The organism is Aquimarina sp. AU474, assembly GCF_900312815.1.
Lineage (GTDB): Bacteria > Bacteroidota > Bacteroidia > Flavobacteriales > Flavobacteriaceae > Aquimarina.
The window spans coordinates 502,137-522,448 of sequence record NZ_OMPE01000007.1; the positions used below are offsets into that span (position 1 = coordinate 502,137).

Annotated in this window: 21 protein-coding genes; 11 read left to right on the plus strand and 10 right to left on the minus strand. The window is 31.7% G+C overall.

What is annotated here, in order from left to right; all coding sequences use genetic code 11:
• Positions 1-19 precede the first annotated feature (19 nt).
• The 8 genes from lepB to DK508_RS09030 all read left to right on the plus strand — a co-directional run bounded on the left by lepB (position 20) and on the right by DK508_RS09030 (position 7,312).
• Positions 20-1,594, plus strand: a complete 1,575-nt coding sequence (lepB, locus tag DK508_RS08995) for a signal peptidase I (RefSeq protein WP_109300411.1) — start codon at positions 20-22, stop codon at positions 1,592-1,594.
• 28 nt (positions 1,595-1,622) lie between these two features.
• On the plus strand, positions 1,623-2,249 hold the full coding sequence (locus tag DK508_RS09000; RefSeq protein ID WP_109300412.1) for a WbqC family protein: 627 nt from the start codon (positions 1,623-1,625) through the stop codon (positions 2,247-2,249).
• Positions 2,250-2,313: 64 nt separating this feature from the next.
• Entirely contained in the window at positions 2,314-2,544 is a 231-nt protein-coding gene (locus tag DK508_RS09005; RefSeq protein ID WP_109300413.1) for an acyl carrier protein, read from the plus strand.
• Positions 2,523-3,713 carry a cytochrome P450 gene (locus DK508_RS09010; protein WP_109300414.1) on the plus strand — a complete coding sequence of 397 codons (1,191 nt, stop codon included), beginning with the start codon at positions 2,523-2,525 and terminating at the stop codon, positions 3,711-3,713. The genes DK508_RS09005 and DK508_RS09010 overlap by 22 nt, the downstream gene beginning before the upstream one ends.
• 60 nt (positions 3,714-3,773) lie before the next feature.
• Positions 3,774-5,156, plus strand: coding sequence for an MBOAT family O-acyltransferase (locus DK508_RS09015; protein ID WP_109300415.1), 1,383 nt, complete (start codon positions 3,774-3,776; stop codon positions 5,154-5,156).
• 8 nt (positions 5,157-5,164) lie between these two features.
• Positions 5,165-6,109 carry a hypothetical protein gene (locus DK508_RS09020; RefSeq protein ID WP_109300416.1) on the plus strand — a complete coding sequence of 315 codons (945 nt, stop codon included), beginning with the start codon at positions 5,165-5,167 and terminating at the stop codon, positions 6,107-6,109.
• A 32-nt stretch (positions 6,110-6,141) separates the two neighbouring features.
• Positions 6,142-6,450 carry a DUF6122 family protein gene (locus tag DK508_RS09025; protein WP_109300417.1) on the plus strand — a complete coding sequence of 103 codons (309 nt, stop codon included), beginning with the start codon at positions 6,142-6,144 and terminating at the stop codon, positions 6,448-6,450.
• An 88-nt stretch (positions 6,451-6,538) separates the two neighbouring features.
• Positions 6,539-7,312: a M949_RS01915 family surface polysaccharide biosynthesis protein gene (locus tag DK508_RS09030; protein WP_109300418.1), complete on the plus strand. Its 774-nt coding sequence runs from the start codon at positions 6,539-6,541 to the stop codon at positions 7,310-7,312.
• A gap of 49 nt (positions 7,313-7,361) precedes the next feature.
• On the opposite strand, the gene DK508_RS09035 is transcribed toward DK508_RS09030, so the two are convergent.
• From DK508_RS09035 to DK508_RS09065, 7 genes are all read right to left on the minus strand, one after another.
• Positions 7,362-8,345: an endonuclease/exonuclease/phosphatase family protein gene (locus tag DK508_RS09035; RefSeq protein ID WP_160114630.1), complete on the minus strand. Its 984-nt coding sequence runs from the start codon at positions 8,343-8,345 to the stop codon at positions 7,362-7,364.
• A gap of 43 nt (positions 8,346-8,388) precedes the next feature.
• The gene (locus DK508_RS09040; RefSeq protein ID WP_109300420.1) at positions 8,389-9,273 is read right to left on the minus strand and encodes a rhomboid family intramembrane serine protease; all 885 of its coding nucleotides are present in this window, start codon (positions 9,271-9,273) and stop codon (positions 8,389-8,391) included.
• A gap of 1 nt (position 9,274) precedes the next feature.
• Positions 9,275-10,027: a rhomboid family intramembrane serine protease gene (locus DK508_RS09045; protein WP_109300421.1), complete on the minus strand. Its 753-nt coding sequence runs from the start codon at positions 10,025-10,027 to the stop codon at positions 9,275-9,277.
• A gap of 7 nt (positions 10,028-10,034) precedes the next feature.
• A complete protein-coding gene (gene mutL / locus DK508_RS09050) occupies positions 10,035-11,912 on the minus strand; it encodes a DNA mismatch repair endonuclease MutL (RefSeq protein ID WP_109300422.1) in 1,878 nt (625 codons plus the stop codon).
• Positions 11,912-12,202 carry a riboflavin synthase subunit beta gene (locus DK508_RS09055; RefSeq protein ID WP_109300423.1) on the minus strand — a complete coding sequence of 97 codons (291 nt, stop codon included), beginning with the start codon at positions 12,200-12,202 and terminating at the stop codon, positions 11,912-11,914. Before DK508_RS09055 ends, mutL begins: the two co-directional genes overlap by 1 nt.
• A gap of 112 nt (positions 12,203-12,314) precedes the next feature.
• A complete protein-coding gene (ribH, locus tag DK508_RS09060) occupies positions 12,315-12,818 on the minus strand; it encodes a 6,7-dimethyl-8-ribityllumazine synthase (RefSeq protein ID WP_109300424.1) in 504 nt (167 codons plus the stop codon).
• Positions 12,819-12,887: 69 nt separating this feature from the next.
• Positions 12,888-13,661, minus strand: a complete 774-nt coding sequence (locus DK508_RS09065) for a tol-pal system YbgF family protein (protein ID WP_109300425.1) — start codon at positions 13,659-13,661, stop codon at positions 12,888-12,890.
• A 136-nt stretch (positions 13,662-13,797) separates the two neighbouring features.
• Between DK508_RS09065 and DK508_RS09070 the strand changes: the two genes are divergently transcribed.
• The 3 genes from DK508_RS09070 to DK508_RS09080 are packed head-to-tail and all read left to right on the plus strand — an operon-like array spanning position 13,798 to position 15,603.
• The gene (locus tag DK508_RS09070; protein WP_109300426.1) at positions 13,798-14,892 is read left to right on the plus strand and encodes a DNA replication/repair protein RecF; all 1,095 of its coding nucleotides are present in this window, start codon (positions 13,798-13,800) and stop codon (positions 14,890-14,892) included.
• Positions 14,885-15,307 carry a lipocalin family protein gene (locus DK508_RS09075; protein WP_109300427.1) on the plus strand — a complete coding sequence of 141 codons (423 nt, stop codon included), beginning with the start codon at positions 14,885-14,887 and terminating at the stop codon, positions 15,305-15,307. The genes DK508_RS09070 and DK508_RS09075 overlap by 8 nt, the downstream gene beginning before the upstream one ends.
• Positions 15,307-15,603: a DUF721 domain-containing protein gene (locus DK508_RS09080; RefSeq protein ID WP_109300428.1), complete on the plus strand. Its 297-nt coding sequence runs from the start codon at positions 15,307-15,309 to the stop codon at positions 15,601-15,603. The genes DK508_RS09075 and DK508_RS09080 overlap by 1 nt, the downstream gene beginning before the upstream one ends.
• A gap of 8 nt (positions 15,604-15,611) precedes the next feature.
• On the opposite strand, the gene DK508_RS09085 is transcribed toward DK508_RS09080, so the two are convergent.
• The 3 genes from DK508_RS09085 to DK508_RS09095 all read right to left on the minus strand — a co-directional run bounded on the left by DK508_RS09085 (position 15,612) and on the right by DK508_RS09095 (position 20,216).
• Positions 15,612-17,042, minus strand: coding sequence for a hypothetical protein (locus DK508_RS09085; protein WP_109300429.1), 1,431 nt, complete (start codon positions 17,040-17,042; stop codon positions 15,612-15,614).
• 264 nt (positions 17,043-17,306) lie between these two features.
• Positions 17,307-18,737, minus strand: coding sequence for a hypothetical protein (locus DK508_RS09090; RefSeq protein ID WP_109300430.1), 1,431 nt, complete (start codon positions 18,735-18,737; stop codon positions 17,307-17,309).
• 303 nt (positions 18,738-19,040) lie between these two features.
• A complete protein-coding gene (locus tag DK508_RS09095; RefSeq protein ID WP_160114631.1) occupies positions 19,041-20,216 on the minus strand; it encodes a hypothetical protein in 1,176 nt (391 codons plus the stop codon).
• Positions 20,217-20,312 lie beyond the last annotated feature (96 nt).

The following is a 20,312-nucleotide window of genomic DNA, read 5'->3' on the forward strand; positions in this document are numbered from 1 at the left end:
CTAAAAAAATACAAGACAGATGATACTCACAGAATGGTTTATTTTTTTCCTGATATTACAGGTGATTCACTTTTTAGGGACATGGAAACTATATGTAAAAGCTGGTAGAAAAGCCTGGGAAGCACTTGTTCCTGTTTATAATGCTGTAGTTTTAATGAAGATCATAAATCGACCTTGGTGGTGGGTTATATTACTATTTATACCTGTTATTAATGTAATTATGCTTCCTGTTATATGGGTAGAAACTATTAGAAGCTTTGGAAAAAACTCTACTACAGATACCATTTTGGTAATCGTTACACTTGGGTTGTATATCTTTTATATAAGTTACATGCTAGACGTTACTTATATTGAAGATAGAAGTTTAAAACCAAGGACGGCAACAGGAGAATGGGTGAGCTCTATATTATTTGCAGTTGTTGCGGCTACTATTGTGCATACTTATTTTATGCAACCTTATACTATACCTACGGGTTCATTAGAAAGAACGTTACTTGTAGGTGACTTTTTGTTTGTGAGTAAATTTCATTATGGTGCTCGTACGCCTATGACGGCCGTATCTTTTCCCATGGTACATGACACTATACCAGTAGTAAGAACAAAATCCTATACTAGTAGTCCGCAATATCCATATTTTAGATTACCAGGTTTTCAAAAGATTAAGCGCAATGACATTGTAGTATTTAGTTGGCCTGTAGATACCGTAAATGCATTCAAACCTTATGGTGACGGAAAATATCACTATAAACCTATTGATAAAAAATCAAACTATGTAAAACGCTGTGTAGGTGTTCCAGGAGATTCATTATCTGTTGTTGATGGATATGTGCATATTAACGGAAAACAAAATGAATTGCCGGATCGGGCTCAATTACAGTTTTCCTATTTAGGAAATACGAAAGGAAGTAATTTTAACCTTCAAAATTTATACAATCGCTATAAAATAAAGCCAAACGAGTTTGGTTATAATGAATCACAGTTTCACTCGGCAGGAATGACCGATGAGGCCGCAGAAAAGTTTAAAAATCATCCTAACGTAGTTAGCTTAGAAAAAATACTAGAACCAAAAGGTCGTAAAAATCCAAATATTTTTCCGAATAACGGAAAAGTAAATTGGAACAATGACAATTTTGGACCAATTTACCTTCCTGAAGCAGGAAAAACAGTAAAAATGGATTTAAAAAGTTTTTCTCTATACCGTAGGATTATTGAGGTTTATGAAGGTTCTGAGCTAGGTATTGACAACAAACTATCGGTAAACGGGACTCAAGTATTACTAAATGGAGAACCACTAGATTCATATACATTCAAACAAGATTATTACTGGATGATGGGTGATAACCGCCATAATAGTGAAGATAGTCGTCTTTGGGGATATGTTCCTGCTAATCACATTGTAGGTAAACCTGTTTTTGTTTGGTTTAGTTGGGACACCAATGCTAAAGGTCTTTTTAATAAAATACGCTGGGATCGTATGTTTACTACGGTTGGTGGTAACGGTAAACCCGTTTCTTATTTTAGATATTTCTTGATTCTATTAGCTGGTTGGATTATCTATGACCAATATAAGAAGAGAAAAAAGAAAAAAGCATAGTAGTACTAAAAACTCTTACTAGCAAATATTGAAAAACATATTACTACATCCAATGTATTTTGGCTCTATTGGGCAATATGCCGCCATATCGCAATCTGCTTCTGTTACCTATGAAAACCAAGATAATTATCAAAAACAAACATATCGAAACCGGATGTATATCTATGGCGCAAATGGTAAATTACTTTTAACAATACCCATTAAACATCTTGGTAAAGGGAAACGTCAATTATATAGGGATGTTCGAATAGAAAACGACTTTGAATGGCAAACACTACATTGGAGATCAATAGAAACTGCCTACAGAACCTCTCCTTTTTTTGAATATTATGAAGATGAGTTGATACATCTTTTTGAAACCAAAAAAGAATTTTTATTGGATTTTAATTATGAATGCACAGAGGTTATTAAGGATTGTCTTCAACTAGACCTTTCTTTTTTTAAAACTTCAGCTTTTCAAATCAAACCAGAAGGTGTTACGGATTTTCGAGATTTCGTAAATGCCAAAAAGGAAAAACCCTATTCTCTTGAATCATACATACAAGTATTCTCGGATAAATATGATTTCATTCCCGATTTATGCATCTTGGATTTATTGTTTAATGAAGGCACAAATGCATTGACTTATCTCGAACAACAATCGATTTTTATATAATATCAAGTTTTTAAAAATTTCCAATCACAAAAACAACTAATAAACCTTAAACCCGTAAAATACCATGGATATAAAATTATGGCTTCAGGAAAAAATAGCCGAAGAAACTGAATTGCCAATCCAAGAAATAACATATGATGAAGAATTTACGAGTTTTAAAATGGACTCTCTATCTGTTCTTACTCTTGCTTTTGATTTAGAAGGTAAATTAAATATTGGAGAAATTGATCCAACTGTTTTTTCTGAATATGATACCATAAACAAGCTTGCAAAATGGATAGAAGCTCAGAAATAGTATGGAACCCTTTTACTAAAGGTTATTTTGAAAACCCATATACGCATCTCAAAGAATGTAGAGAAAAAAAACCAATACATAAAGGAGCTCATAATGAATGGATATTTTTTAGATATGAGGACGTAAGCAAAATAATACGATCAAACGAATTTGAAGCATCTGAGTTGAGTGCATATTTTCAACAAAAAGAACCCTATATTTTTAAAAACACCAATGTATGTCCTTATCTGTCTAAAGGCACTCAAAAGTGGCCAATGTATTTAAATAATGATGATCATAAAAATTTAAGGTCAATAATGGGTAGATCCTTTAAAGAATTCAATCTAGATCTTATCATTAATGATTCAATAAACATATTACATGATCGATATAAGGATTCAAAAACTATTGATATAGTTGACTACTGTGCATATTTTATTTTCTTAGTTACAGAGAAACTTTTCGGGATTAAAGATTATGAGAGTTTTGAAAAAGTGAAAAAATATTCGAATATGTTGGCAAGAAGCCAAGATATATTCATACCGAAACAGGTTTATAAAGAAATAAATTCATGGTTTTTATGGGGGCAGGATATTTTTCATGACTCTGAATACAAAAAAAACATTATGCTTTTTGCTGATCAATTGAATATAGACTACACTGAAGAAGATATGTATTCGATTATGTCAATTAGTGTAATGGCGGCTTTTGAAACTTCAAAAGACAATTTAACTATGGCATTGTTTGAAATTCTAAAAAAACCAACTCTTATAAAGTACATATTAGGAAGTGACACTAAGAGTTTAAATCTTTTAATAGAAGAGTTATTCAGATTTTCCTCCCCTTTACAATATACCGTAAGGGTAAATAAGGAACCTTTCGAACATAAAAACACAATTATACCAGCTGGATCAAAATTATACCTATGCCTAGCCAGTGCAAATCGAGATCCTGATATTTTTAATGATCCGGATAAAATTATTCCTAATAGAAATCCTAATGAACATTTGGCATTTGGAGGAGGAAATCACTTTTGCTTAGGAGCTCAGATATCACGTCGAGAAATGAGATTTTGTTTAAAACCAATGATTAATTTTTTAAAAGATTATAAAATAGACAGTACGCAACAAATAAAATGGGCTAGACAAATTTTTATGAGAACCGTTGAATCATTAAACATTACGAAATAGAATAATCCAATCTTATAAAAACTGATATTTTAATAGATTTTAAAATGAATTGTAAACTAAATGATTGAATTTAATTTACTTCTAATCCTACTTTATGTATTAAGTTCTTTGGCTTTACTTTCTTTTTTTTCTAAAGAAAATAAATGGAAAGCTCTCTTAACTACTAGCTTGCTATTTTATTACATATTAGCTGGTTCCAAGCTATTTCTTTTAGTTTTTATTGCATATATAATATACCTATTTGGCTTTGTCATACAACGTAATCATTCTAAAACCAAAGTCGCAATATTTGCTATATTAATACCTTTAGTCATAGCAAAAGTAACGAACACCAGTTTTCATTTTGAAGATTACATCACAAAGGACGTATGGCTTTTTGAATGGTTTAAGTGGTCATCATTATTTCAAATAATAGGTCTATCGTATTTCACTTTTAATAGTATTAGTTATTTAATTGATATTAAAAGAAAATACATAAAGCCTGAAAAGAATTTTTTTCTTTTATTACTATACCTAATTTACTTTCCGGCTATATTTTCAGGTCCACTGCACAGAGCAAAATACTTAATAAAACAGTTTGAGATAATTTCTATTTCTGACACTTCCATTTCGAAGGGAACTCGTTTGATATTATTTGGATTATTTAAAAACATGGTTATTGCTCAAAGAATTTTCTCTTTGATCAATAACTTATTATCCACAGATATTAGTGGTTTTTATTATTTGGTATTGGGGCTACTTTTCTTTCTTTATCTCTATAGTAACTTCAGTTCGTTTGTTGATCTTTTTCAAGGTATTTCTCAAATCTTCGGTATTCAATTAAAAGACAATTTTCGCAATAGAGTATATTTTTCTAATTCAAGACAAGAATTTTGGAAAGGGTGGCATATCACCTTAAACGAGTGGTTTAGAGATTATTTTTTCTTTGTTATTGCTAAATACGATAAAAAAAGAAAGTACACTGACTTATTTTTATTTATCACCTTTATATTAATCGCCTTATGGCACGAGGTCATATTTACACTTCTTGTTTGGGGGGTTTTGAATGGATCATGGATTATACTCGAAAAAAAATTCGATTTAAAAAAACTTCCTTATGCCAAATTCAGGAAATCGGCAGGCTATCTATACCACCTATTTTTTTCAAGTATATTAGCTTTAATTTTCATCTCTTCTGATCTTAATTTTTTGGTTCAAAAACTTTTTGATGCTTCTTTTTTTCCTCAAGAAATTTTAGAGAATGAATTAATGAATATTATAATAATATCATGCTCATTTTTAATAATGGATTATCATTATAGTAAAGCTGGAAATACAAGGTTTGATAATTACCTACAGGATAAGTCTTTTTTAAATAGATGGTTTATTTACATTAAGTTAGCGATTATAATCTTGATATTTGGAGCGGGCACAGGAGTTGACAATTATTACATTTTATTCTGACATATGGTATGAGAAGAAAAAAAACAATTCTAAAATTAATTACTTTTGGAGCTATTATCTTCTTCGTAGGGTTGTTCTTTAGGAGCATATCTCCAAAAAAAACAGAAACCCAATTTTCAACTATAGTAAAGAACATGAATAATAAAGAAAAGCCTTCTTATTATTTTATAGGCTCTAGTAGAGTTCAAAAAAGTATTAACCCAGCTATTCTTCGTGAAAAGTTTCACAATCAAAACATTTATAACTTAGGAATTAGTGGTTCGACTTTTCTCAGCAATTCTATTCTTACGGACTTTTTAATACAAAATCATACTCCGAAAGTAATTTTTGTAGAATTATCTCCTATCATTCAAGAATTGTCAACGGGTCTAATACAGTTTGCTGATGAGGCCGAACTCGATATATTCAAAAGTATTCATGAATTAAATAAAAAGGAAAATGTTCTAAAAAAAACTCGTATTGGTATTAATACATTGAACAGTTATGTTTTTGCAAAAAATCCTCTAAAAAAAGATATAAAAAGAATATTAGGAGTACATCATCAAAAAAGAAATAAAAAAATAGTAGGTTTCGTTCCTTTAGATCAAAATAATTTTGAATCAACTACTCCATTCATAACATTTAATGAAATAAATTCTTTATCAATAAAGAATAAGGACTTAAGTTCTTATCACAATTACATTAATTATTTACTCGAATTAAGTTCAAAACATAATACTAAATTGATTTTCTTTCTACCCATAACTTATAAAAACAATAAAGAAAAAAATATTGTTATTCCATTATATAATTCGTTACCTGATAGTATAAAGATAAAATATTCGAAAAAATTTATCAAAAATATTACTAATACCAAATATCTATATGACAACAATCATCTTAATAATAAAGGAGCAGAAAAGTACACCTATTTACTTTGTTCTCTTATAGAAAATTATTTTACCCCTAAGTAAAAATAGAGAATACAATACCAATTTTCAATTACATGTTACGTCCAATAATACACTATAGTCTTCATTTAATTATCCCCCTAATAGTTGCATTAATCTTCTTTCCCAAAAAGTGGAAAGAGGTATATCTCATTTTTTTATCCACTATGCTCATCGATCTAGATCATCTTCTGGCAGATCCTATTTTTGATCCCAATCGTTGCAGTATTGAGCTTCATCCTTTACACACATGCTACGCTATAATAGGATATGGTGTTCTATTTTTTTTCAAAAAAACTAGAATCATAGGTCTTGCATTATTATGGCATATTATTACGGATCAACTGGATTGCTGGATGATGTAATTATCTTTATATTATCTATTTACAAAATATTGACTACATTTATTACGTAACTGATACCAACTTATTATTTTTAAACCACCCTATATCTATGAAAAAATTTCTACTTTTTATTACGATTATTGCTGTCTTTTCATGTAAAAAACAATCTAACGAATCCAAAAATAATACTGATCAGGAAACCGAAAAAGAAGAGGTTACCACTATAATAGATTTAAATAGACAAGATTCTATCGAATATGATTCAGCTATTGTAAATAAATTATCTGAAAAAGAAATTTCATCCACATTTACAAGAAGAAAAAAAGGTCAATTAGGAATTGATTACCCCATATACCAAGCATATTCGTATAAAGATCAATTAGGAGAATACTATTTATTATTAACCGATCATTTTTCAGAAACAAACGAAGAAAATGATTCATTATATAACCATATACAAGCACTTAAAATATCAAATAAAAATAAGCAATTGAAAAAAAGTTCTTCTATCAAAGATGACATTGATGAGGATTGGGAAACTTCGATTGGGTTTTGGAATGCATACTCATCACTAACCGATTTGGATGAGGATGGTATAGTCGACCTGCTATTAGTATATGGAACGAAAGGACAAAATGACTATGTTGACGGACGAGTAAAAATTATGCTCTATCACAATAAAAGACGAATAACCATTAGACATCAAAACAGTGACATAAAAGGCGGAAGACTAACTAAAATTAGTAGTAAATTTTACGCATTACCTGAAAAAATACAAAATATCATTAAAGACAAAATGAAACTAATGATAAAAAATAGTCATGCATCTTTTGCTGAAGGCTGGGAAGATAAAATGAAAAATAGCGCTACTCGTATTGAGTAGCACTATTATATTTAATCCATATATTAAATATAATTTTATACCTCAAAGTTTATAACTTAATTCTAGACGATATTGGGTAGTGATCCGATAGCTCTTGATCAAAATTTTTAAACTCGAGTACTTCAAAATCCTGAGGTACCAAAATAAAATCTATCCGAACGGGAAACAAATCAAACTCTAAAGTTGTTCCAAACCCCCTACCCGCTTCTTTAAAAGCATCCTGAAGTCCTTTTGAAATAACCTTATTATACACATAAGAATATGCCGAGTTATTAAAATCACCCATTACAATATTTTTATACGGTGATGTTTTCATGTGTTTGATCAGTTTTTCTACTTGCTCTTGCTGTCTCTCAAACGAAATTTGAATTCTTTTAAGCAGTTTTTGAGAATCTTCTTTTGCAAGTTTATCGGTATTAGAACTTATTTTATGAGATTGCAAATGCACATTATATATGCGTACAGTATCTTCCTTAATTACAATATCAGAAAAAATAATATTATTAGCCGTTTTTTTAAAATGTAAAGACCCTTTATTAATAATAGGAAATTTAGAAAAAACTACTAAAGCCAATTCACCATTGTCATTATTAAAATCTTGATACTTATAAGGGTATTGCGTAAAATCTGAGTCTGGATTGTTATAGTACTCTTGAGCACAAAAAATATCCGGATTTTCTGCACGGATCATTTTAGAAATATCCTGAGGAATAACATCAGAATCTATCCAACGAAATCTATTAAAACTTCGAACATTAAAGCTTAATATCGAGATTCCCTCTTTATTATCATCGGTAGATTTACCACTTAACTTATACAAAGAAGAAACATGAGAGATACCTAATATTAAAACTACCAGAGAAAGTATTCCTTTTTTATTTAGTAACACAACCCAATACACCAAAAAGATTGCATTAATAACAATCAAAATAGGTACCGCCAAACTTAATACAGATAATAGCGGAAAAGTTTTTGGAGAAACATAAGGCAATAAATACGATAGTAATAGCGTACATGCCGCTATAGAATTCATCAAAAAGACAAATTTGTTTATTAATTTCCTCATACTCGTACTCCTATTCCTTACCTGCCTTAAATAAAAAGTCTTTTTCTTCTTTGGTTAAACTATCATATCCGCTTTTACTAATCTTATCCAAAATAGAGTCAATTTGTTGCTGATTAGGGTTTTTAACTTGTTTCTTTAATGAGGTAGTTTTTTTGGTAGATTTTGCATATGTTTTTGATTTATGCACTGTTTTTAAAGGACTCTTCTTTTGGGCTTTGAATAAATTTACAAATCCATCCATCATTTTTTCAAACCAGGCACCTATATCATTTCCTTTCTTGAGCTGCATGGCATAAACATATCCAAATATTGCGCCTCCTAAATGAGCAATTAAACCACCCGCATTACCAGAAGTAGGTATTTGAATTAAATCTGATAAGACTACAAAAACTCCTATTTGCCATAATTTTACATTAAAAAAGATAATTCTAACTTCTGCATTAGGCGTATATGCCGCTATAAAAATCATTATTGCTCGAACAGCTGCAGAAGCTCCAATAAGATACGCTAAGCTACCAGATAATACCGGGAACACATTATAAGACAAAACAAACAATAATCCACCACATAAAGCTCCTAATAAATATATCGTCAAGAACCTTTTCTCTGTAAATAGATTTAAGACATATTGCCCAAACCAATATAATACTAACATATTCCAGAAGATATGCCAAAAATCAAAATGCAAAAAACTATAAGTTAGTATACTCCATATTTGTATAACCAAGGCTCCAGGCTCAACTGGTAATACAAACCACTCCATAAGAACGCCTGCTTGTGTTTTAAAAATCCAAGAGCCTAACGTGGCAAATAGAAATAGTAAAACATTAATAACAATAAGCTTAATAACAATATTAGCCGTTTTAAATTGATATGTTATATTATTAACTGCCATCTTAATACCAACGATGTTGATTAAATGAATTTTTTTTCCAGTACCACATGGTAATAAAACCAATTACAGCACCACCAATATGCGCCCAATGTGCTACATTAGAAGGTCCTAATATAGCTTGACCCGTAATACCACCATATAAATCTAATAAGAAATATCCTCCTATCAAGTATTTAGCTTTAATCGGTATTGGAATAAACATAATATACAAAGGCAAATTAGGAAATAACACAGCAAAAGCGGCCAAAACTCCAAAAATAGCTCCCGATGCGCCAACCATTGGTGTTACATAAGCTCTAATCATTTTTTCGGTAACTTCTTGTGAAATGCCAGGGTATACTTTATACTGACCTGAAGAAATTGCATCCTGAATAAATGTACCAATTTCCGAAGATGACAAACCTGCTTCTAAATAAGCTTCATATCCCGGGTTAAATTGAAAATAGGTAAATAAAATTTGACATCCTACAGATCCTAAGCCAGAAAATAAATAAATAAAAATAAATCTTTTTTGACCTAAAGAGTTTTCCAAATGACTTCCAAACATATACAATGCAAACATATTGAAGAATATATGCCCTGCATCTGCATGCATAAACATATGACTAATTAATTGCCATATCTGAAAGTTATCATTTTTTGGGAACCATAATGCAAACCATGCGAACGCATTATCTCCCAGAGAAATTGATCCTATAAAAACAATCACATTGATTATCAATAAGACCTTTACTGTTTCTGTAATTCTCCCCATTTATTTTCTAAAATTTCTTATCGATTTCATCTACTGTTAACGTGATGAAAGTCGGCTTATTATCTGGTGTTACTGTTGGTTCGGTACAGGCAAATAAACTATTTGCCATATATTGTTGTTGTTCTTGAGCTAGTTCTACTCCGGTTCGTATAGCCAAACTCCTAGCTATTGATTTTGCCAAAGCATCAGTTTGCGAAAATCCACTTTCTGGCACTTCATTTTCTAAATCACTAAGTAATTGCTCTAATAATACTGCGACTTCTTTTTCTTGCACCGCAGAAGGAATAGCATTAATTTCTATTTCTCCTAATGAAGAGTCCCCAAAAACGAACCCTGCATTTTCTAACTGCTCTTTTACAGTTTCTAAAAGCGCTACCTCTTGTTTGGAAAAAGAAATTTTTAAAGGAAACAACAACTGCTGGCTAGCTGCACTAGCCATTGTAATATTACGTAATAATTCTTCGTATAATATTCTTTGATGTGCACGATGTTGGTGTATTACCACCATACCACTTTTAATGGTTGTGACTATATATTTTCTTTTAAGTTGATAAGTAGTTTGTTGACCCAAATCTTTTTTCTCATCTTCAAATAGTTCTCCGGTCACTTCGGCACTCTCAAACTCTATCGAAGAAAATTCGGTATCCTTAGTATTAAGTTTACTTACTTCAGACTCTAATCCCGCATATAAATTTTCCCAATCCCCAGCTGATTCTTTCTTAAAGGAAGTATATTGTTTAGAAGAAGAAGAACCACTACTACTAGGTACTTTTTCTTCAGTAAAAGGATTAAAGCTTCTGTCTACTTCTATTATCGGCGCCTGTGCCTCTTTACCTTTAAATTCATAAGGAGTATCCATCGATGCATCCCTATTAAAATCTAATACGGGCGCCACATTAAATTGTCCTAGACTATGTTTTATTGTAGCACGCAACATAGCATATAAAGCATGTTCGTCTTCAAACTTAATTTCAGTTTTTGTGGGATGAATATTAATATCAATAGACATAGGGTCTACCTCCAAATAGATAAAGTAACTAGGGTTTGATTTATCTTTTAAAAGACCTTCAAAGGCAGCATTAACAGCATGATTAAGATAACCACTTTTAATAAATCTATTATTAACAAAGAAAAACTGCTCTCCTCTTGATCTTTTTGCATATTCTGGTTTACCCACAAAACCACTTATAGTAACTAGATCTGTCTCCTCCTCTATCGGCACTAGTTTTTCGTTAGTTTTTCCTCCAAAAATATTTACTATACGCTGTCTATGATTCGAAATGGGCAGATTAAATATCTCAGAGCCATTATGATACATATCAAATCTTATCGAAGGATGAGCCATAGAGACGCGATGAAATTCATCAATGATATGGCGCAATTCTACAGCATTAGATTTCAAAAAATTTCTTCTAGCTGGAATATTATAAAATAAATTTTTTACGCTTATTGCAGTTCCTTTGGGCGTTGCACATACCTCTTGTGATGTCACTTTGCTACCTTCAATCTTAATTTCGGTTCCTGTTTCGTCTTTTTCCTGCTTCGTTTTTAGCTCTACATGTGCAATAGCCGCAATAGAAGCTAAGGCCTCTCCTCTAAAACCTTTGGTATCTAAGTGAAAAAGATCTTCGGCAGATTTAATCTTAGAAGTTGCATGACGCTCAAAACTAAGTCGAGCATCAGTAACGCTCATACCTACACCATCATCAATAACCTGAATAAGTGTTTTTCCTGCTTCTTTTATAATCAATTTGATATAAGAAGACTGAGCATCTATTGCATTTTCCAACAATTCTTTTACTACAGAAGCTGGTCTTTGTACGACCTCTCCAGCAGCAATTTGATTAGCAACGTGATCTGGTAATAGTTGTATGATATCTGACATCAAGAATCTGTAAAGAATATGGACAAATCAAAATCTATAAAATATAAAAAAACAAAAAGGAGTGCACCTATAATCCACAAAATTCTTGTGTTTACCTTTTTATCAGCACCATGCTTTAGTTCATCCCAAGCATCATTAAAAGTACTTTTAATGTTTTTGTTTTTTCCTACTGTAGATCGGAATTTATCAAACTTCTGTTCCATTTGATAAGGGTTCCCTTCTCCTTTATCATCCCAATACCTGGGAGAATAACTGAATTTTTTATTTTTTCTTGTCTTGAAGATTCCCATAATAAACCAAAGGTACTTAAAAATGTATTGAAATGTAAAGCTTTTAGCATTACAATAACATCAAAATATCAACAATTAGGCCACTAATAAGAGTCCGAAAACGGTGAGAATACTATTTATAAAACGTCGCATCTTTTCGCAATTGAGCCATTTTAATTGCGGCTATTGCGGCTTCGGTACCTTTATTACCATGTTTCCCTCCAGAACGATCAATAGATTGTTGCATAGTATTATCGGTTAACACACAAAAAATAACTGGTATATCACTTTTGATATTAAGATCTTTGATTCCTTGAGTAACTCCATCGCACACAAAATCAAAATGTTTGGTTTCACCTTGTATTACAGAACCTATAGCAATTACAGCATCGAGCATATCAAAAGATTCTAGCATTTTTTTACACCCATAAATCAACTCAAAACTACCTGGGACATTCCATCTCACAATATTTTCTTTTATTGCCCCACAATCTGTTAATGCATCAAACGCTCCCTGAAACAACCCTTGCGTAATTGTCTCGTTCCATTCTGAAACAACAATCCCAAACCGAAAGTTCTTCGCGTTTGGGATTATTGCCTTATCATATTCTGATAAATTTTTATTTTCTGTAGCCATACATATTTAAAGTTTTTGTGTTTTAGGTTTAAAGTTTCGCCTAAAAAACTTGAAACTTCAAACTGTAAACTATTTTTTCAATGCCTGGGCTTTTCCTAGATGAACATCTACTTGATTGGCCTCTACACTTTTTGGAAACTCATTTTTAATTCGTTCCAAATATTGAATTGCTATATCACCTTTATCTAAAGAAATAGCAGTAATTGCAGCTTTCAATAAAAATTTTGGTGTTGTAAAGTTATTCACTTTTGCTTGAGCAGCTTTTTCGTAATATCCTAATGCTTCTCCTGTCTGATCTAATTCTGAAAAAGCATCTCCAATACCACCTAAAGCCAAAGGACCTAACATTTCATCATCGCTTTTAAACTCATCAAGATAATTAATTGCTTCTTGATATTTGTTCGTATTTAAATACGAAAATCCAGCATAATAATTTGCAAGATTAGCAGCTTTGGTTCCACCGTAATTCTCAATGATTTCTAAAAAACCATACTTACCTTCTCCTCCGTTAAGAGCTAAACCGTATATCGAATCACGTGTATTTGAATTTCCATTAACTGCAAGATCAAAATACTGCTGTGCTTTAAACATTTCGTTTGCCGCTTCCTGTTCTTTGGGCTCTTGAATGAATTTTTGAAATCCAAGATATCCTAATATCACAAGTGCAATAACACCAACAGCACCAAGTATATACTTTTGGTTAGCTGCAACCCATTCTTCGGTTCTAGAAGCACCTTCATCCAAGGTATTAAACACCTCAGCTGTTGTCGAGTTATCCTCAATGTGTTCAACTTCTTCAGCTTTATTCTTTGGTTTGTATCCTCGTTTCTTGTAAGTTGCCATAAATTTTCTTTAATGAAGGGCAAAAATAAAATTTTTATTCATAATTAAAAGCACAACTATTTATTATTTTTCAATAATTTGCGCAGATTAATTGCGAATTTTATTAAAGTTACGATTCCTTGATCGTCAGTGTTTTATGATTTTAAAATCTCTTTCTTTAATCAATTATAAAAATTTTGAAGCCATCAATTTCGAATTTGACCACAAGATAAACTGTCTTGTTGGAAATAATGGGGTCGGAAAAACCAATATTCTTGATGCTATATATCATTTATCTTTTGGCAAAAGTTATTTTAACCCAATTACTAGTCAAAATATAAGGCATACCTCAGATTTTTTTGTGATAGATGGGCATTATGAAAAGGATGAGCGAGATGAAAAAGTAATTGTAAGCGCCAAAAGAGGGCAAAAAAAAGTGATTAAGCGTAATGCCAAGACCTATGATACTTTTAGTGAACATATTGGCTTTTTACCTCTTGTTATTATCTCCCCGGCAGATAGAGACCTTATCACCGAAGGTAGTGATACTCGTCGTAAATTTATTGATGGAGTAATTTCTCAAAGTGACTCTGGCTATCTTTCTACCTTATTGAAATATTCTAAAATTGTATCACAGCGTAATTCTTTATTAAAATATTTTAGTGCTAACAATACATTTGACCCTACTCAATTAGAAATTTATAATCTTCAACTTGATGAATTTGGAAGTATTATTCACAAAAAAAGAGCTGCTTTTCTAGAAACATTTATCCCGATATTTATTAATCGATATCATGCAATTAGTTCTGGGCAAGAAGAAGTTTCTTTATCTTATCAAAGTAAATTATCAGAAACCTCCTTGTCTATATTATTAGAACAAAATCTTGCAAAAGATAGAATGTTACAATATACTAGTGTGGGAGTCCATAAAGATGATTTATCTTTTGAAATCGATGGACACCCTATCAAAAAATTTGGAAGCCAAGGGCAACAAAAATCATTTTTGATTGCTTTAAAACTTGCTCAGTTTGATTTCATCAAAAAACAAAGTAATGTTAATCCGATACTATTACTAGATGATATTTTTGATAAACTAGATGAAAAAAGAGTAGAACATATCATAAAACTAGTAGATGACCAAAACTTTGGACAACTTTTTATTAGTGACACTCATGCAGATCGAACAGAAGATGTGGTGAAAAAAATATCACAATCTTATAAGATCATTAAACTTGAAAATGGCCATGCTTAAGATAAAAAACATTTTATTATATATCCTTTGCGGAACATTACTTTCTTGCACCTCATCAAATCCAGAAGAATATAAAAAACATATAACTGGTTATTGGGAAATTGAACGTGTCTTGTTATCCGATGGAAGTGAAAAAGAGTATACGTTTAATCAAAGTATAGATTTTTTTGAAGTAAATGATTCTGTTGGTATTAGAAAGAAAGTACAACCCAGACTTAATGGAAGTTTTATTGTTACTAAAGACAGCGAAACCTTTCTTCTAAAGGTGGAAGATGACAGTTTACGGATACATTATAAAACACCTCTTGATTCTTGGAGAGAAACTATCATATCAGCAAAAGAAAGTCAAATTATCATAAAAAATGAAAGTGGAAATACGTACTTTTATAAGCGCTACAAAAAGATAGAATTATAATGGCAAAACGTCACCAAGAACATCAAAGTTTAGAAGAAGTTTTAAAAGACTTTGTAACCGACAACAATCTTCAAAAAGGATTGGATAAAGTAGCTATAAAAGATGTTTGGGAAAGTGTTATGGGACCTGCTATTACTAAATACACTCAAAACATTAAGTTAGAAAGAGATACTTTATTTATTCAACTTACCTCCTCTGTTTTACGAGAAGAACTTAGCTACGGTAAACAAAAAATTATCTCTAATTTAAATGAGGAATTGGGTAAAGAATTGATCAAAAAGCTAGTTCTTAGATAAGATTTTTATTAAGGAACGGTGATGTTAACACAAAATACATTCTCTGTAGTACAGCCTTCTACTTGAGAAGTAATACATACTTCATACGTAGCTCCTGGATTAAATTCGAATGTAAATGTATTGTCTCCATTGGCACCACCATCTGTTTCTTGAAACTCGTCATTAATTGTCCAGTCATATGTAATATCCTGCATGCCCGAAAAATTAGCCGTAAAGGTATATGAGTTCGTATTCCCTTGCTGTTCTGCCTCGAAAAACAATTCTGGACAGACTATTAGTTCTTGACAAAATTTTGTGCCATTTGGACACAATTCAGTTTCTGCTATTATACATACGTTATGAATCCCCGGAGTAAATTGAAAAGTAAATATATTATCTCCATTAGCACCACCATCTCCAACTTCTATGGCCTGGTCATCTACTAGCCAATCATATGATATTTGATCTATCCCAGGAAAATTAGCCGTAAAGTTATATTGCAATGAACTTTGTTCTCTTTCGGATACAAATGCCAACTCAGGACATATTTCTTCAACCACTAATTGTTCACACACTTTTTTCCCTTCAGGACAGTTTGGACTAATTACTTTAACACAAACTTCATAAGTTCCAGGCAAAAATTCTCGTGCAAATACATTGCCATCCAAAACAGCATCGGTTATTGTTTCTCCATTAACAACAAGAAAAACCTGAAACTCATCTCTAATTTCAAAATTGGAAATAATTTGATAAAGACTGTTTCCTTCTAATTCTATATCGAAACTAATATTTGGGCAACCTACACAATCATTAATGATCTCATAAAAATCGAAATACGTGGCTACTTGAGTTGGTGTAAAATTAGGTCCAACAAGTACATTAATAGGAAACTTAAAATTAGGCTGATAGTTTACATTTTGATCTGCTATAAAGCGCACAAGACCTTCTTGATTTTCTATTGTAAATTCTGCATTTTGCGCATCGAATACTGTGAGAGGATAGTCAAACCTAAAGCACTGTCTAAAAAGGGTATTAAAATCATCCCTAAAAGTATCGAACTCACATTCTCTAATTATATTTAATAAATTAACTTCATTAGAGATAGTGATCACTGCATCATTTCCTCTATATTTAATCTGTACAGGAAATTGTAACCCTGTTATATTAAAGTTATCACTTTGTCCAGAAATCACGTTAAGTAATCCCTGAAAACTTTCAATCCTAATAGTAGAATCATTATTATACCCTAACACTATTGGATACTGAAAAGCAAAACATAAATCACCATCTGAAATTATAGACTGGTCAGCACCGAGTTCATTAAGTATTGTTACTAATGCAACTGTAGAAGTAATCTCGCCAGTCTCATCCGGAAAGAATGAATCATCCTCTACACACGAACTAACCATCACAATAAGTGCCAGTAATACTATCTTAAAATATGTTATATCTACTTTCAAAATATACTTATCTTATATATATGTAACGTACTAAAGACATTACACCCTACCCCTTCTTTTCATAAATTATAGTCAATGAATGTATAAAATTTTAGTTACATACTAAAAGTACATTCTAAAATATAAACACGAAAGATCCTAATTAATTCTTTTACTTGGATCAAAATAATATAAAAATCCCCGAAAGTATATGGCAATACTCTCGGGGATAACCTAATTAATCTAACCTAAACTAACTTATTATTAATATTATTCTGGGTTGTATTACTCTATTACAAGAGTTTTACAATACTTAACACCTTCAGGACAGTTAGGAGTTTCTGCTATGATACAGATTTCATATGTTCCCGGTTCGAACTGATAATACATATAATCGTCTTTATCTTCATTACCATCTACAATTTCTCTATCTACTACATCTCCATTTATAGTCCACTCGTATGATGTATCTTGCATTCTTTCAAAACTCGCACGGAAGTTATATCCTGGAGTATCCCCTTCTTGATCATATTCAAAAAACAAATCTGGACAATCGCCTTCAATTTCGATAACTTTACAGAAAGATGAACCATTAGGACATTCTGGAGTTTCGATCATTAAACACACTTCATATCTTCCAGGTCCGTTAAATTGATAGTAAAATGGATTGTTATGAGGAAAATCTGGTGAGTTACCTACAAAATCACCATTTACAAACCAGCCTAAGGTAATATCATCGATCCCTTCAAAAGCTCGTGGATAAAAATAGTATGCTGCATTATCTCCATCTTGTTCTGCTTCAAAAGCCAAGTCTGGGCAATCTCCTTCTATTCTAATTTCTTTACAATATGTTACTCCATCTTGACAATCAGGAGTAATTACTTTAAGGCATACCTCATATACTCCAGGTCTAAACTCTTGCTCTACAACTCTTGCTCCACCTTGTTGATCTGTAGATGCTTCTATTTCTTCTCCATTTACAAACCATAGTATTTCGCTAACCTCATCTGTTCCTTCAATTACAGCTTCAAAAACATAAGTACTCTCTGTATCTGGTTTCAAACCTTTTTCAAAAGAAATCTCAGGACAAGCCAAATCAGTTTCTTTTACTCTAATCTCTTTACAATATGAAGTTCCCTCTGGACATTCATCTGTTTCAGTTTTGATACAAACCTCATATACTCCAGGTTCTTCAAAATTCCAAATTAAATAATTACGCTCATTAGGGCTCGAGTCTTCAACAAGATCTCCGTTAACATACCATCCGTAATTTACTCTCTCAATACCTTCAAAGTCTGCTATAAACTTATATGTAGATGGTCTCTCATAGGTTCTACTATCAAAAAACATATCCGGACAAGGGTCTGTTTCGTCTCTTACCACATCGATCTCTTTACACACCTGGATAGGACAATCATCATTAGCCACCTTCACACAAACAGTATGTTTTCCTGGTTCGAATCTATAATCCAAGATCTCACCAATAATATTATCAATATTTCCTGTTGCGATTTCTTCATCATCGATCGTCCAGGTAAATCGTATATCTTCTAATTCGTCTAATTGTGCAACAAAACGGTACACTGCACTACCAGGATCATTTTCTACAACAACACTTATCTCAGGACAAGTATCAAATTCTTCATTTACTTCGCAAGAAGTAAATCCTAATATCACAGCAAAAATCGTTATCAACCAAGTACTAAATTTTTTCATCGTAAATAATTTTAGGGTTATTTGTTTTTCCAAAAGCTATAGTAGGCTTCTGTAAATGAAACGCCCTATAGAAAAGATACCCTACCCCCTTTCTTACAAAAAAACAATAATTACCATAGTTAAACCTGTTAAATTCCTACAAAAATCAAGCATTAGCGTGTGATAACACACATCGGCCATATTAGTTTCTAAAGAGTTTTTTTTTAGCTTTTAACATGTCGATACACATAAATAAAAAAAGTGAAGCAGTCCGAAAACTGCTTCACTATATTATATATCTCTATTTGTATTAAACCGTAGGCATTAAAGCCCCTTAAAGTCGATTTCAATACATTTTTCTAAAATCCCGCAATCTTGTGATTCGGCTTTATAACATACTTCATACTTGCCTACCTGTGTAAGATGGTCTTGTAAAATTAATATATGACCAGTAGCCGAAGTTGGTGTTACTTGAGCACCATCTATAGACCAAACTACAGTGTTTGGATCTACTCCAATACTAATCACTTTAGCACCGACAAACTCTGCATTTGACGTTGCAAAATATAATATATCGAATACAGAACAATCTACAGGTTGTGGTGTCGGAATTTCTACATCTACACAAAACTCTACTCCATTAGGACAATCGTTGGTTTCTGCTTTTATACAAACTTTATACGTACCAGGGTTGTATGAACTTATGTCCAACAGATCATCTCTATCCTGATTTTGTAGATCCTCGGTCTCTACTAATTGCCCATCAACAAACCATTCGTATACTTGTAGTTGGTCTATCCCTGCAAAATTCGCAAACAACATTTGTCCTTCGACTATAAACGATAAGTCAGGACAAGAATCGTTTGTATTACTATCATCAATCTTTATTTCTTTACAAAAAGGTTCGGCATTGGTACAACTAGGTCCTTCTGAAATTAGACAAATATCATACACACCTGGTTCTAAATCTTTGAGAGAGAATTTATTATCTCCTTGATTATCGGTTCCTTCGTTTTCTATAATAGTCTCATTACCTAAAGGCTCGCCAGTGACTCTCCAAGCATAAAACTCCAGAGTATCGATTCCATCAAAATTAGCGATTAGGTAATCACCATCTCTTTCATATTTTAGTTCTGGGCAAGATTGATTATTACCTTCTTCAATAACAATTTCCTTACAGAATTCTGCTCCTTCTGGGCAATCTTCTGTTTCGGCTTTTATGCAAACATTATAAGTGCCAGGATTGTAAGATTCTAAATTTAACTTATTGTCTCTTTGATTTTGAGAACTTTCAGTTTCAACCAATTGATCATCTACAAACCATTCGTAAACGTCTAAATTTTCTATCCCTTCAAAGTCGGCAGTTAACACTTTACCATCTTGCTTAAATGACAATTCTGGGCAATCAGAGTTTTGATCTATATCATCAGTTTCATCACAAGAATAGAAAGTAAGAATAAGTCCAAGCATAAGCATGCTCAAAGTTTTAAGATTTTTCATTTTAATTTTAAATTAAGTTCAAGATTTATGCAATTACTCAATTGAGTTGTGAAATGTTATAACGTAAATAGAACGAAGTTTTATTTGTATACCCTA

Coding starts and splice junctions, on each gene's coding strand:
- lepB (WP_109300411.1), top strand. CDS start 20: ATGATACTCACAGAATGGTTTATTTTTTTCCTGATATTACAGGTGATT.
- DK508_RS09005 (WP_109300413.1), top strand. CDS start 2,314: ATGGATATAAAATTATGGCTTCAGGAAAAAATAGCCGAAGAAACTGAA.
- DK508_RS09010 (WP_109300414.1), top strand. CDS start 2,523: ATGGATAGAAGCTCAGAAATAGTATGGAACCCTTTTACTAAAGGTTAT.
- DK508_RS09015 (WP_109300415.1), top strand. CDS start 3,774: ATGATTGAATTTAATTTACTTCTAATCCTACTTTATGTATTAAGTTCT.
- DK508_RS09020 (WP_109300416.1), top strand. CDS start 5,165: ATGAGAAGAAAAAAAACAATTCTAAAATTAATTACTTTTGGAGCTATT.
- DK508_RS09025 (WP_109300417.1), top strand. CDS start 6,142: ATGTTACGTCCAATAATACACTATAGTCTTCATTTAATTATCCCCCTA.
- DK508_RS09030 (WP_109300418.1), top strand. CDS start 6,539: ATGAAAAAATTTCTACTTTTTATTACGATTATTGCTGTCTTTTCATGT.
- DK508_RS09035 (WP_160114630.1), bottom strand. CDS start 8,345: ATGAATTCTATAGCGGCATGTACGCTATTACTATCGTATTTATTGCCT.
- DK508_RS09040 (WP_109300420.1), bottom strand. CDS start 9,273: ATGGCAGTTAATAATATAACATATCAATTTAAAACGGCTAATATTGTT.
- DK508_RS09045 (WP_109300421.1), bottom strand. CDS start 10,027: ATGGGGAGAATTACAGAAACAGTAAAGGTCTTATTGATAATCAATGTG.
- mutL (WP_109300422.1), bottom strand. CDS start 11,912: ATGTCAGATATCATACAACTATTACCAGATCACGTTGCTAATCAAATT.
- DK508_RS09055 (WP_109300423.1), bottom strand. CDS start 12,202: ATGGGAATCTTCAAGACAAGAAAAAATAAAAAATTCAGTTATTCTCCC.
- ribH (WP_109300424.1), bottom strand. CDS start 12,818: ATGGCTACAGAAAATAAAAATTTATCAGAATATGATAAGGCAATAATC.
- DK508_RS09065 (WP_109300425.1), bottom strand. CDS start 13,661: ATGGCAACTTACAAGAAACGAGGATACAAACCAAAGAATAAAGCTGAA.
- DK508_RS09070 (WP_109300426.1), top strand. CDS start 13,798: ATGATTTTAAAATCTCTTTCTTTAATCAATTATAAAAATTTTGAAGCC.
- DK508_RS09075 (WP_109300427.1), top strand. CDS start 14,885: ATGCTTAAGATAAAAAACATTTTATTATATATCCTTTGCGGAACATTA.
- DK508_RS09080 (WP_109300428.1), top strand. CDS start 15,307: ATGGCAAAACGTCACCAAGAACATCAAAGTTTAGAAGAAGTTTTAAAA.
- DK508_RS09090 (WP_109300430.1), bottom strand. CDS start 18,737: ATGAAAAAATTTAGTACTTGGTTGATAACGATTTTTGCTGTGATATTA.
- DK508_RS09095 (WP_160114631.1), bottom strand. CDS start 20,216: ATGAAAAATCTTAAAACTTTGAGCATGCTTATGCTTGGACTTATTCTT.